11 protein-coding genes are annotated in these 12,700 nt (G+C 67.1%); all 11 read left to right on the top strand.

Annotated features, from left to right (window positions below; genetic code table 11):
- Positions 1 to 416 precede the first annotated feature (416 nt).
- Complete coding sequence (dnaK, locus tag CLV29_RS11010) at positions 417 to 2,276, top strand: molecular chaperone DnaK (RefSeq protein ID WP_133754898.1); 1,860 nt, start codon at positions 417 to 419, stop codon at positions 2,274 to 2,276.
- Between the two features lie 98 nt (positions 2,277 to 2,374).
- Complete coding sequence (locus tag CLV29_RS11005; protein WP_133754897.1) at positions 2,375 to 2,968, top strand: nucleotide exchange factor GrpE; 594 nt, start codon at positions 2,375 to 2,377, stop codon at positions 2,966 to 2,968.
- Positions 2,968 to 4,170: a molecular chaperone DnaJ gene (gene dnaJ / locus CLV29_RS11000; protein WP_133754896.1), complete on the top strand. Its 1,203-nt coding sequence runs from the start codon at positions 2,968 to 2,970 to the stop codon at positions 4,168 to 4,170. The genes CLV29_RS11005 and dnaJ overlap by 1 nt, the downstream gene beginning before the upstream one ends.
- Before the next feature lie 6 nt (positions 4,171 to 4,176).
- A complete protein-coding gene (locus CLV29_RS10995; protein WP_133754895.1) occupies positions 4,177 to 4,563 on the top strand; it encodes a heat shock protein transcriptional repressor HspR in 387 nt (128 codons plus the stop codon).
- Positions 4,564 to 4,741: 178 nt separating this feature from the next.
- Positions 4,742 to 7,426: an ATP-dependent chaperone ClpB gene (gene clpB / locus CLV29_RS10990; RefSeq protein WP_133754894.1), complete on the top strand. Its 2,685-nt coding sequence runs from the start codon at positions 4,742 to 4,744 to the stop codon at positions 7,424 to 7,426.
- A gap of 60 nt (positions 7,427 to 7,486) precedes the next feature.
- A complete protein-coding gene (locus tag CLV29_RS10985; protein ID WP_133754893.1) occupies positions 7,487 to 8,296 on the top strand; it encodes a spermidine synthase in 810 nt (269 codons plus the stop codon).
- A gap of 130 nt (positions 8,297 to 8,426) precedes the next feature.
- Entirely contained in the window at positions 8,427 to 9,941 is a 1,515-nt protein-coding gene (zwf, locus tag CLV29_RS10980) for a glucose-6-phosphate dehydrogenase (protein WP_243831838.1), read from the top strand.
- A 90-nt stretch (positions 9,942 to 10,031) separates the two neighbouring features.
- Positions 10,032 to 10,631 carry a hypothetical protein gene (locus tag CLV29_RS10975; protein ID WP_133754892.1) on the top strand — a complete coding sequence of 200 codons (600 nt, stop codon included), beginning with the start codon at positions 10,032 to 10,034 and terminating at the stop codon, positions 10,629 to 10,631.
- On the top strand, positions 10,628 to 11,335 hold the full coding sequence (locus CLV29_RS10970) for a class E sortase (RefSeq protein ID WP_133754891.1): 708 nt from the start codon (positions 10,628 to 10,630) through the stop codon (positions 11,333 to 11,335). The genes CLV29_RS10975 and CLV29_RS10970 overlap by 4 nt, the downstream gene beginning before the upstream one ends.
- Positions 11,332 to 11,907 carry an orotate phosphoribosyltransferase gene (pyrE, locus tag CLV29_RS10965; protein ID WP_133754890.1) on the top strand — a complete coding sequence of 192 codons (576 nt, stop codon included), beginning with the start codon at positions 11,332 to 11,334 and terminating at the stop codon, positions 11,905 to 11,907. Before CLV29_RS10970 ends, pyrE begins: the two co-directional genes overlap by 4 nt.
- Before the next feature lie 52 nt (positions 11,908 to 11,959).
- A complete protein-coding gene (locus CLV29_RS10960; protein WP_133754889.1) occupies positions 11,960 to 12,676 on the top strand; it encodes a LemA family protein in 717 nt (238 codons plus the stop codon).
- Positions 12,677 to 12,700 lie beyond the last annotated feature (24 nt).

The following is a 12,700-nucleotide window of genomic DNA, read 5'->3' as shown; positions in this document are numbered from 1 at the left end:
CGGGTGATCCGGGCGCACGCCGCACTCAGTGCAGCGGACAGGCCCGTCAGTGACTCCGCAGTCGGTGACCCCGCTTTCGGCGCGGCTGACGGTGCCGCTGGGGTCGCTGCCGCCGGAGTTTCCCTGCCGTCCGTCGGTCTGTCGGAGGTGTCCTCCGGTCCTGGTCGCGGTTCCACTCTCCGAAGGTATATAGCTTTGCTATATATGTCCATTCCTTCGCCGCACGGGCTGCCGGCGACCCGGACGAGGCCCTGTCGCCGCGAAAGGCGCCCGGTCCACGCAATGGATTAAACTTGAGTGAAGTCGACTCAACAAAGACTTGAGTTGCTCTCACTCAAGGTGCTATCTTGAGTCACGTACACTCAATCTGTCCGTAGGGGTTGCCTGCGGCATCACATCAACACTGGAGGAATCACATGGCTCGTGCAGTAGGCATCGACCTCGGTACCACCAACTCCGTCGTCGCCGTTCTCGAAGGTGGCGAACCCACCGTCATTCCGAACGCCGAGGGCGCCCGTACCACCCCGTCGGTGGTCGCCTTCGCCAAGGGTGGAGAGGTGTTGGTCGGCGAGGTCGCCAAGCGGCAGGCCGTCACCAACGTCGACCGGACCATCCGCTCGGTCAAGCGCTACATGGGCACCGACTGGACCGTCGACATCGACGGCACCAGCTACCGGCCGCAGCAGATCAGCGCCTTCGTACTGCAGAAGCTGAAGCGCGACGCCGAGGCCTACCTGGGCGAGTCGGTCACCAATGCCGTGATCACCGTCCCGGCCTACTTCGACGACGCCGCTCGGCAGGCCACCAAGGAAGCCGGTGAGATCGCCGGTCTGAGCGTCGACCGAATCATCAACGAGCCCACCGCCGCGGCCCTGGCCTACGGCCTGGACAAGTCCGAGACCGAGCAGACCGTGCTGGTCTTCGACCTCGGTGGTGGCACCTTCGACGTCTCCCTGCTCGACATCAGCGACGGTGTCTTCGAGGTGAAGGCGACCAAGGGCGACAACCGCCTGGGTGGCGACGACTGGGACGAGAAGATCGTCCAGTGGCTGGTCACCCAGTTCAAGAACAAGAACGGGATCGACCTGTCGAAGGACAAGATCGCCCTGCAGCGTCTTCAGGAGGCTGCCGAGAAGGCCAAGATCGAGCTTTCCTCGGCCACCGAGACGACCATCAACCTGCCGTACATCACGCTGGGTGAGGGTGGCCCCCTGCACCTGGAGGAGAAGCTGTCGCGGGCCGAGTTCCAGCGACTGACCCAGGACCTGCTGGATCGCACCAAGGTCCCCTTCAATGCCGTGATCGAGGACGCCAAGATCAACGTCGCCAGCATCGACCAGGTGATCCTGGTCGGTGGCTCCACCCGGATGCCGGCAGTTGCCGAGTTGGTCAAGTCGTTGACCGGCAAGGATCCGCACAAGGGTGTGAACCCCGATGAGGTCGTCGCTCTTGGTGCCTCCCTGCAGGCCGGCGTGCTGCGCGGCGAGGTCAAGGACGTGCTGCTGCTCGACGTCACCCCGTTGAGCCTCGGGATCGAGACCAAGGGTGGTGTGATGACCAAGATCATCGAGCGCAACACCACGATCCCGACCCGCAAGTCGGAGACCTTCACCACGGCCGACGACAATCAGCCCTCGGTGACCATCCAGGTCTTCCAGGGTGAGCGTGAGTTCGCCAAGGACAACAAGTCGCTCGGTTCCTTCGAGCTGACCGGCCTGCCGCCGGCACCGCGCGGCGTGCCGCAGATCGAGGTCTCCTTCGACATCGACGCCAACGGCATCGTGAACGTCAACGCCAAGGACCTCGCCACCGGCAAGGAGCAGGCGATGCAGGTCACCGGCGGGTCGGCGCTGTCCAAGGACGAGATCGACGACATGGTCCGGCAGGCCGAACAGCATGCCGAGGAGGACCGTCGCCGGCGCGAGTCGGTGGACCTGCGGAACAACGCAGATGCCCTGGTCTTCCGTACCGAGAAGTTGCTGGAGGAGTCCGGCGACAAGGTCGGCGACGACGTCAAGAACCCGGTCTCGGAGGCCCTGGCCGAACTGAAGACCGCGCTCGAGGGCAATGACGACGAGACCGTGAAGTCCGCAGTCGAGAAGCTGAACAACGCAGCAGCGGCCTTCGGCCAGGCGATCTACGCCCAGGCCCAGGCCCCGGCCGACGGCACCGCAGGCGCCGAGAGCGCCCCGGGTGCCGAGCAGGAGCAGAGCGGTGACGACGATGTCGTCGACGCCGAGATCGTCGATGACGAGGACGACAAGAAGCAGTCCTGACCCTGCAGTGACCAGACTCGCCGTGGTGCGGCCCCGATCGGGCCGCACCACCGGCGAGTCGGTCGTATCGTCAACACCACAAGACTTGAGGAGCAAGTGTGAACACCGAAGATCGATTCGGCTCCACCGGACCCGACCAGGGCGCTGCGGATGCCGCGGGTGCCGACAACGACACCGCACCGCAGGAGCAGACCGCCACGCCGGACGAGCCGGTCGCCGAGACCGGTGCCGAAACCGATCGGGTGAGCGAACTGGAGACCGCCCTCGCCGAGCGCACCGACGATCTGAAACGGCTGCAGGCCGAGTACGTCAACTACAAGAAGCGCGTCGACCGTGATCGCGATCTCGCCCGCCGGGCCGGTGCGGAGAAGGTGATCAACGACCTCCTCGGCACCCTGGACAACATCGCCAGCGCCCGCCAGCACGAGGAGATGTCGGACGGCTTCAAGGCTGTCGCCAGCAGCATCGAACGGCTGGCGGAGGCCAACGGCCTGGTTGCCTTCGGCACCCAGGGGGAGGCCTTCGACCCGAATGTGCACGAGGCGATGATGCAGACCCAGCAGTCGGGGATCAGCGAACCGACGGTGGCCGATGTGCTGCAGGTGGGTTACCGACTCGGTGACCGCGTGCTGCGACCTGCCCGCGTGATCGTGGCACAGCCGGGCGATGAAGAGCCGGTCCAGGAGGGCTGATGAGCACCAAGGACTGGGTGGAGAAGGACTACTACAAGATCCTCGGTGTTCCCAAGGACGCCTCGGCCGCCGACATCAAGAAGGCCTTCCGGAAGATCGCCCGGGAGAACCACCCCGACCAGCACCCCGGTGACACGGCGCGGGAGAAGCGGTTCAAGGAGGCCTCGGAGGCCAACTCCGTGCTCTCCGATCCCGAGCAGCGCAAGGAGTACGACGACGCCCGAAAACTCTTCGGCGGCGGCGGGTTCCGGTTCCCCCGCGGCGGCGGCGCGCCCGGCGGCGGTTCGTCGCAGAACGCCGGCTTCGAGGACTTGTTCCGCAACGCAAGCGGCGGCGCCGACTTCTCTGATCTGTTCGGCGGTTTCACCGGACGGTTCTCCACCGGCCGCAGCAGTCGCGGGCCCGGACCGCGTCGCGGTTCCGACGTCGAGGGTGAGGTCACGATCGACTTCGCCGACGCCGTGGAAGGCGTCACGGTCAGTATGCAGATGGTCTCCGACGATGCCTGTCAGGCCTGTCATGGCACCGGTGCCCGCGCCGGAACCGTTCCCCGGGTCTGTCCGACCTGTGAGGGGGCCGGCATGGTCAGCGCCTCTCCCGGGGGCAGCTTCTCCTTCACTGAACCGTGTCCCGACTGTCGTGGACGTGGCCTGATCGTCGACGACCCCTGCCCGATCTGTCACGGTTCCGGCCGTGCCCAGTCGACCAGGACCATGCAGGTACGGATTCCCGCCGGCGTCAACGACGGACAACGGATCCGGCTGAAGGGCAAGGGAAGTCCGGGTGAGAACGGGGGTGCCGCCGGTGATCTGTACGTGATCGTCCACGTCTTGCCGCATGCGGTGTTCGGGCGCAAGGGCGACCACGTCACGGTGACCGTCCCGGTCACCTTCGTCGAGGCCTCCCTGGGTGCCGAGATCGACGTACCGACCCTGTCGGGCAATGCTGCGATCAACTCCGATCGGGTGCGCCTGCGGATCCCGGCCGGGACGCCGAACGGTCGTACCTTCCGGGTACGCGGCAAGGGTGTGGCCAAGAAGAACGGCGAACGCGGTGACCTGCTGGTGACCGTCGAGGTGGCGGTGCCCGACACCATCGGCCCCGAGGCCAAGGCGGCGCTGGAGGAGTACGGCCGGCTGACCGACAGCACCGATCCGCGAGCCGATGTGTTCGCCCGGGTCCGGGCCGATCGCCGGGGGTGAGCAGCGATGAGAACTCGCTCGGTGGCCCTCGACCTCAGTGACGAGGACGCACCCGTCTTCGTCATCTCGGTGGCGGCCCGGCTGGCCGGGATGCACCCGCAGACGCTGCGTACCTACGACCGGATGGGGCTGGTCTCGCCCCGCCGGGCGCGCGGCCGCGGCCGCCTCTACTCCCGTCGTGATGTCGCGCGGCTTCGGCTGATCCAGCGCCTCTCCCAGGAGGAGGGGATCAACCTCCCCGGGATCGACCGCATCCTGCAGCTGCAGGCCGAGAACGAGCAGTTGCGCGCCTTGGTGGGTGAGCTCGCCGAGGAGATCCGGCGGGCGAACTCCCGCCGGGCCCCGCGGGTGTTCCGGGCCGACGGTGAGGGCTCGGTGGGCCTCGGGGGCTGATCGGCGTTCTGCCTTTTCACCTCCGCTCACGCCCGTGTCAGTCAGGTGATCAAGCCGCTCGAACAAGGTTGAGTGTTACCCGCTCAAGTCTTGCCAATGAGGCAACTCAGAGGCATAATTGAGTCTGTAACACTCAACTTTTTGTTTCGGGTGGCCCAGCCGCCCGAGGAGGCGATGAATGGACACCGAAAAGCTCACCACCAAGAGCCGTGACGCTGTCTCGACCGCGATCCGGCTCGCCCTGACCGGTGGCAACCCCAGTGCCGAACCGGTCCACCTGCTGCATGCCCTGTTGATGGTCCCCGACAACACCGTCGGGCCCCTGCTGGCCGCAGTCGGTGCCGACCCCGCAGCGATCGATCGCTCGGCGGAGTCGGAGATCAAGAAACTGCCGTCGACCTCGGGGTCGTCGGTCAACCAGCCCAATCTGTCCGGCAGCTTCGCCCGTGTGCTGGCCGAGGCCGAGACCCGCGCCGAGTCCGCCGGCGACAAGTTCGTCGCCACCGAACATCTGCTGATCGCCCTGGCGACCGTGGAGACCCCGGCGGCGAAGCTCCTGAACCGGGCAGGCGTCGAACCGCAGTCCCTGATCGAGGCCTTCGACGCCGCACGCGGTGGCAAGCGTGTCACCAGCGCCGAGGCCGAGGGAACCGAGAGTGCCCTGGAGCAGTACGGTGTCGACCTCACCGCACAGGCGCGCGAGGGCAAACTGGACCCGGTGATCGGGCGTGACTCCGAGATCCGCCGCACGGCCCAGGTGCTGTCGCGCCGGACCAAGAACAACCCGGTGCTGATCGGTGAACCCGGTGTCGGCAAGACCGCGGTGGTGGAAGGCCTCGCGCAGCGGATCGTCGACTCCGACGTACCCGACTCGCTGAAGAACCGTCGGCTGATCTCACTGGACCTGACCGCGATGGTCGCCGGGGCGAAGTACCGCGGTGAGTTCGAGGAACGGCTGAAGGCCGTGCTGAACGAGATCAAGGAATCCGACGGCGAGATCATCACCTTCATCGACGAACTGCACACCGTCGTCGGCGCCGGTGCCTCCGGTGACGGATCGATGGACGCCGGCAACATGCTGAAGCCGATGCTCGCCCGCGGTGAGCTGCGGATGATCGGTGCCACCACCTTGGACGAGTACCGGGAGCGGATCGAGAAGGACCCCGCCCTGGAGCGGCGCTTCCAGCAGGTCTACGTCGGTGAGCCCAGTGTGGAGGACACGATCGCGATCCTGCGTGGACTGCGGGAGCGGTACGAGGCGCACCACAAGGTCGCCATCACCGACGCCGCCCTGGTGGCGGCCGCCATCTTGTCCAACCGCTACATCACCTCCCGGCAGCTGCCGGACAAGGCGATCGACCTGGTCGACGAGGCCGCTTCCCGGTTGCGGATGGAGATCGACTCCTCCCCCGAGGAGATCGATCAGCTGCGCCGCGACGTGGACCGGATGACCATGCAGCAGCTCGCCCTGGAGAAGGAGGACGACGCCGCCTCCAAAGAGCGGCTGACCCGGCTGAACGCCGAACTCGCCGATGCCCAGGAGCGCTTGCGTGGACTGGAGCAGCGCTGGCAGGCCGAGAAGGAGGGCCTGAACCGGGTCGGTGAACTCCGCAAGGAGATCGACGATGTGCGTTCGGAGGCCGAACGGGCCCAGCGCGAAGGTGACCTGGGCAAGGCCTCGGAGCTGCTCTACGGACGGATCCCGGCGCTGCAGGCCGACCTGGAGAAGGCCGATGCCGATGAGGCGAACTTCACCCCGATGGTCTCCGAAGAGGTTGGTCCTGCCGACATCGCCGAGGTCGTCTCGGCCTGGACCGGTATCCCGGTCGGCCGGATGCTGGAGGGTGAGAGCGAGAAGCTCCTGCAGATGGAGGAGCGTCTCGGTCGACGGTTGATCGGTCAGCGACAGGCCGTGCAGGCCGTCTCCGATGCGGTCCGGCGTTCGCGGGCGGGGATCTCCGATCCGAACCGGCCCACCGGCTCGTTCCTCTTCCTCGGCCCGACCGGTGTCGGCAAGACCGAACTGGCCAAGTCGCTGGCCGAGTTCCTCTTCGACGACGAGTCGTCCATGATCAGGATCGACATGAGCGAGTACTCCGAGAAGCACTCGGTCTCCCGACTGGTCGGTGCCCCTCCGGGTTACGTCGGCTACGACGAGGGTGGGCAGCTGACCGAGGCCGTGCGTCGTCGCCCGTACTCGGTGGTGCTGCTGGACGAGGTGGAGAAGGCGCATCCGGAGATCTTCAACATCCTCCTGCAGGTACTGGACGACGGGCGGCTGACCGATGGCCAGGGGCGTACCGTCGACTTCCGGAACGTGATCTTGATCCTCACCTCGAACCTCGGTTCGCAGTTCCTCGCCGATCCGGCACTGAGCCCGGAGAAGAAGGAGGAGTCGGTGATGAACATCGTCCGGCAGTCCTTCCGTCCGGAGTTCTTGAACCGGCTGGACGAGATCGTGATGTTCGAGCCGCTGAAGCAGAGCGAGCTGGCCAAGATCGTGGACATCAACCTGGACCGCTTGAACAAGCGGATCGCCGATCGGCGGATCAGCGTCGAGGCCACCGACGCGGCCAGGGAATGGCTCGGCAGTCACGGCTTCGACCCGGTCTACGGTGCCCGTCCGCTGCGTCGACTGGTGCAGCGTGAGGTGGAGGACAAGCTCGCCCGCGAGGTGCTGGCCGGGAAGATCCTGGAAGGCCAGACGGTCAAGTTCGACGCCGCACCCGATGCCGAGCATCTGATCATGACGGTGCCAGACGCGGCCGGGGAGGGATCGGCCCGACCCGATGACATCAACCGGTCCGACGAGCTCGCCGGCTCGACCGAGCCCGATGCGACGGGTTCGGCCTCGGACTCCTGAGGGTGCCGTACCGCACGATGACCGGACGCAGCCGGTCGGCATCGGGCATGATCGAACCTGATGTCCGATGAATTCCTGATCCCGGACCGTGATCGCAGCCAGGCGTTCACGGTCCGGGTCGGTGGGGCCTCGCAGTCCCACGTCGATCTCGACGATCCGCTGTGCCTCGAATTCGAGTACGTACAGCGGATCGCCGACGTCGTGGACCTGTGGGCACCGGCGCGGCAACGGCTGCGGGTGATCCACATCGGCGGGGCCGGGATGACCCTGCCGCGGTACGTGGCAGCGACCCGGCCCACCTCGCCGCAGATCGTGCTCGAACCCGATGCGGACCTGATCACCCAGGTACGACGCGACCTGCCGCTGCCACGCAACAGCGGGATCAAGGTCCGGGAGGTCGACGGCCGCGCCGGGATCGTACCGATGCGCGACGACTTCGCCGATGTGATCATCAGCGACGCGTTCTCCGCCGGCAAGGTACCGGCCGAACTCGGGACGGTGGAGTACTTCGCGCAATTGGCGCGGGTGCTGAATCCCACCGGGGTCGTGTTGGTGAACATCACCGATCAGGGTCCGTTCGCCTACGGCCGTCGCGTGGTGGCCGGGCTTCGGCAGTTCTTCTCCCAGGTCGCGATCACCAGTGAACCGCCGATCCTGAAGGGTCGTCGTTTCGGCAACCTGGTGCTGATCGCCGCCAACACCGCACTACCGCTCGGCGGTCTGCACGCCGCCGGGGCGAAGGCCACCTTCGCCTACCGGGTGATCGCCGAGCACGATCTCGACCGCTGGGTCGCCGGTGCCGCACCGTTCACCGACGACGATGCCGAGGCATCACCCGATCTCGTCTCCTGGATGAGACAGCAGCGCTGAGCTCTGCGCTGCCCCCTTTCGCGTCCGTTCCGCAGCACCTGCACTTCTCGGCTGCGCTGAGCTGCAGTTGCTGCGGAACAGATCGGGTGGGCGACAGTGGCCCGAGGGCGAAGGTGCAAGGATGGTGCCCGTGGCTGAGACACACGGCAACTACTCCGATTCGCACATCGCCTACCCCGATCCGTCGTCGCGACGTCGCGGGAACACCGACCACATCGATCCCCATGTGGTCGTGCTCTTCGGGGCCACCGGTGACCTCGCGCAGCGCAAGCTGTTGCCCGGGGTGGCCTATCTCGTCGTCTCCGACCTGACCCCCGAGATCGAGGTGGTCGGTTGCTCGCTGGAGGAGATGACCGACGAACAGTTCCGCGAGTTCGCCCGCGAGGCGATCAACAAGTACGGCAAGCACAAGCTGACCGACGAGCAGTGGGAGACCTTCCGTGGTCGGCTCCACTACGTCTCGTCGACGGCCGGCCCGGAGAAGCTGCGGGAAGCGGTCGAGAGCTCGAGGCAGCAACTCGGCGGCGACAAGGACGTCCGCCTGCTGCACTACCTGAGCGTCCCACCGAAGGCCGCCGAGGCGGTCGTGAACACCCTCAACCAGGCCGGACTCGTCCAGGACTCCCGGGTGATCATGGAGAAACCCTTCGGTACCGACCTGGAAAGCGCGATCAAGCTCAACAACGAGGTACACAAGACCTTCGCCGAGGAACAGATCTTCCGGATCGACCACTTCCTGGGCAAGGAGGCGGCCCTGAACATCCTCGCCTTCCGCTTCGCCAACGGCCTGTTCGAGCCGATCTGGAACCGCAACTTCATCGACCACATCCAGATCGACATCCCCGAATCGCTCGGCCTGGACGCGCGCTCGGCCTTCTACGAACCGACCGGCGCCTATCGGGACATGGTCGTCACCCACCTCTTCCAGGTGCTGGCCTTCGTCGCCATGGAGCCGCCGACCGCGCTGGAACCGACGTCGATCAGCGAGGAGAAGAACAAGGTCTTCCGCTCGATGGAGATGGTCCGGCCCTACGAGGTCGTCCGCGGCCAGTACAACGGCTACCGCGAGGAGGAGGGTGTCGCCCCGGACTCCGACACCGAGACCTTCGTCGCCATGCGGGTACGGATCGACAACTGGCGATGGGCCGGGATCCCGTTCTACCTGCGTACCGGCAAGAAGATGGCCGAGGGGATGCGGATCATCTCGATCGCCTTCAAGGAGGCGCCGAAGTCGATGTTCCCGGCCGGGTCCGGGGTCGACTCCAAGGGCCCGGACCATCTGACCTTCGATCTTGCCGACGAGGCGAAGATCTCGCTCTCCTTCTACGGCAAGCGGCCCGGGGCGGGGATGCGCCTGGACAAGTTGTCGATGCAGTTCTCGACCTCGGAGACCGACGCCGCCGGTGACGTGCTGGAGGCCTACGAGCGGTTGATCATGGACGCCATGCGCGGGGACCACACCTTGTTCACCTCCGCCGAAGGCATCGAGAGCCTGTGGGCGATCTCCCAGCCGCTGCTGGACAACCCGCCACCGGTGAAGCCCTACCAACCCGGCACCTGGGGGCCGAATGCGGTGCACCAGCTGATCGCGCCCCATGCCTGGCGGCTGCCCTTCGAGCGCGCCTGGCGAACGAAACGGAACTGAGCACCGCACCCGGTTCGCCCTCGCCGTGCGCCCCTGGGGCTAAGGTGCGGCGACCCGTCGGCTGCCAGCGCGCCGGGTAGCGTTCGGGGTGTGATCGATCCCGCCGGCCGACCGCTGCCCCCACCCGACCCGGGGCAACTGCGGTACCCGGCACCGCCATACCCCACGGCCCGGAGCATCGCCACGCCGTACCCGTCGGTGATCACCGAACCGCCGCGGCCGGGGTTGCTGACCGCGGCCGCCGTGGCCACGATGGTCGGCTCCCTGCTCTGGTTGTGCGGGTTCTCGTTGCTCTGGTTGCTCCTCTATTCAGCGATGCAGGCGGTGGCCGGTACCGAGGGGTTCAGCGGCACCTACCATCTGCTGTACCCGTTCCACCGCAACCTGCTCGACGGCGGGGTGGTGCCGGCCTACCTGCTGCCCTCGGTGGCACTGGTGCTCGGTGGGCTGTTGCTGATGCGGGCGGCGTGGGTGCGGCTGGCGGCCACCGCCTGGGGTGCGGTGGCGATCGGCTGGGGCGCCCTCTGGCAGTCGGGGCAACCGGCGCTGTGGGCGCCGGCGGCGGCCTACATCGGGATCGTGGTGCTGGTGCTGTGGACGCCCGAGGTCGGGCGCTGGTACCGCTGGCAGGCAGAATCTGCCGGCGCCGGCTTGGCGCAGACCCCGGGTCAGGCAAGAATGGGCCCATGAGCCGGATCGACACCGCGCCACGACGCGGCAGGCCGAAGAAGAAGAAGCGTGGCGCGTCACCGCTGACCGTGGTCGGGGTGCTGTTGTTGGCGATCGGGCTCGGCTGCCTGGGGTACATCGGCTGGCAGTACTTCGGCACGAACGTGGTCTCCCAGCGTGCCTTCAACGAGGAGCGCGGCAACCTGCGTGAGCAGTGGCAGGGGGAGAACAACACCGAGACCGCCGATCCGGGCAGTGCCGTACCGGGCGATGCCGTCGCCCTGATGCGGATCCCGGCCCTCGGCGAGGACTACGAGGTGCCGGTGCTGAAGGGTACCGATGCCGGAACCCTCGCCCGCGGACTCGGGTGGTACGAGAACACCGCGCAGCCGGGTGAGGTCGGCAACTTCGCCGTCGCCGGGCACCGGGTCACCCACGGCGAGCCGTTCGCCCGGATCCTCGAACTGGAGAAGGGCGACGAGGTGGTGGTCGAGACCAGCTCGGCGGTCTACACCTATGAGATCACCGTCCCGCCGAAGGACATCACGGTCGACGACTCCGAGACCTGGCCGCTGGATCCGGTGCCGGACCACGAGTCGCAGGAGCCGAACAGCGATCAGGACCCGAGTGAGGCGATCCTCACGCTCACCACCTGCACCGATCTGTTCCACTCCCCGGACCGGTCGATCGGCTTCGCCGTCCTGTCCGACACCGAGAACAAGTGAGCGTCGAACAGCCGGCTGGGCCCGATCGGTCCGCCGACCGGCAGCAGCTGATCGAACAGATCAAGGACCTCGGGGTGGTCCACGGCCGGGTCACACTCTCCTCGGGACGTGAGGCCGACTACTACGTCGACATGCGCCGGGTGACCCTCGACGGGGCGGCAGCGCCGATCGTCGGCCGGGTGATGCGCGAACTGGTCTCCGACCTCGACTTCCATGCTGCCGGCGGGCTCACCCTGGGCGCCGACCCGGTGGCGGCGTCGATGCTGCACGCCGCGGCCGCCGCCGGCGACCGGCTGGACACCTTCGTGGTCCGCAAGGAGCAGAAGTCGCACGGGATGCGCAGGCGGATCGAGGGCACCGAGATCAGCGGGCGCAAGGTGCTGGTGGTGGAGGACACCTCGACCACCGGTCAGTCGGCCCTGACTGCCGTGGCCGCCGTCCGCGAGGCCGGTGCCGAGGTGGTGGCGGTGGCCTGCATCGTCGACCGTGGCACCGGGGCGGCGGAGGCTTTCGCCGATGCCGGCATCGAGTACCGCTACGCTGTCAGCGCAGCCGATCTCGGGCTGGACTGACCCGGCTCGACCGCCCAGGACAACTGGGCTGCACACGAACACAGGAGTCACCATGACCGCCGCGCTCGTCATCATCATCATTCTCGTCCTCCTGGTGCTGGTCGTCGCCGGCGCCGGCATCGGCCTCTACAACGGGCTGGTCCGGCTGCGGAACCTGGTCCAGGAGTCGTGGCGGCAGGTGGATGTGGAACTCAACCGGCGGTACGAGCTGATCCCCAATCTGGTGGAGACCGTGCGCGCCTCGGCCGCCCATGAGCGCAATACGCTGGAGCAGGTCACCCAGCTGCGCAACCAGGCCGCCTCCTTGGCGCAGGGGCAGGGCCACGACACCCCGAGCCCGCAGCGGGCCCAGGCCGAGGAGCAACTGAGCGGCGCCGTGCGCAATCTGCTGGTCAGCGTGGAGGCGTACCCCCAGTTGCAGAGCAACGGGAACTTCCTGGAGCTGCAGAAGCAGTTGGCCGAGACCGAGGACCGGATCGCCGCTGGCCGGCGCTACTACAACGCCAATGTCCGCGAGTACAACACCAAGCAGGAGAGCTTCCCCGGCAACCTCGTCGCCGGGCCCTTGGGCTTCCAGCGCGCCACCTACTTCGAGGTGACCGATCCTTCGGTACGTCAGACGCCCAGCGTCAACTTCGGTGAGATCGCCGATCGGGGCGGTCAGCAGCCGCAGATCGGTTCCCAGCAGCAGGGCCAGCAGTGGCCGCAGCAGCAGACCGACCCGCAGCATCAACCGCAGCAGCAGCAGTGGCCGGAACAGCCTCGCTGAGCAGGTGGCTCCCCACGCGTCGGT

This window comes from Naumannella halotolerans (assembly GCF_004364645.1).
Classification (GTDB): domain Bacteria; phylum Actinomycetota; class Actinomycetes; order Propionibacteriales; family Propionibacteriaceae; genus Naumannella; species Naumannella halotolerans.
The sequence above is the reverse complement of the archived record's forward strand: the minus strand, read 5'-3'. Positions and strand labels throughout refer to the sequence as shown.

Bases quoted from the DNA above. Each gene is read 5' to 3' on its own strand.
- clpB (WP_133754894.1), top strand. From the start codon at position 4,742: ATGGACACCGAAAAGCTCACCACCAAGAGCCGTGACGCTGTCTCGACC.
- dnaK (WP_133754898.1), top strand. From the start codon at position 417: ATGGCTCGTGCAGTAGGCATCGACCTCGGTACCACCAACTCCGTCGTC.
- CLV29_RS10960 (WP_133754889.1), top strand. From the start codon at position 11,960: ATGACCGCCGCGCTCGTCATCATCATCATTCTCGTCCTCCTGGTGCTG.
- CLV29_RS10970 (WP_133754891.1), top strand. From the start codon at position 10,628: ATGAGCCGGATCGACACCGCGCCACGACGCGGCAGGCCGAAGAAGAAG.
- CLV29_RS10985 (WP_133754893.1), top strand. From the start codon at position 7,487: ATGTCCGATGAATTCCTGATCCCGGACCGTGATCGCAGCCAGGCGTTC.
- dnaJ (WP_133754896.1), top strand. From the start codon at position 2,968: ATGAGCACCAAGGACTGGGTGGAGAAGGACTACTACAAGATCCTCGGT.
- CLV29_RS10995 (WP_133754895.1), top strand. From the start codon at position 4,177: ATGAGAACTCGCTCGGTGGCCCTCGACCTCAGTGACGAGGACGCACCC.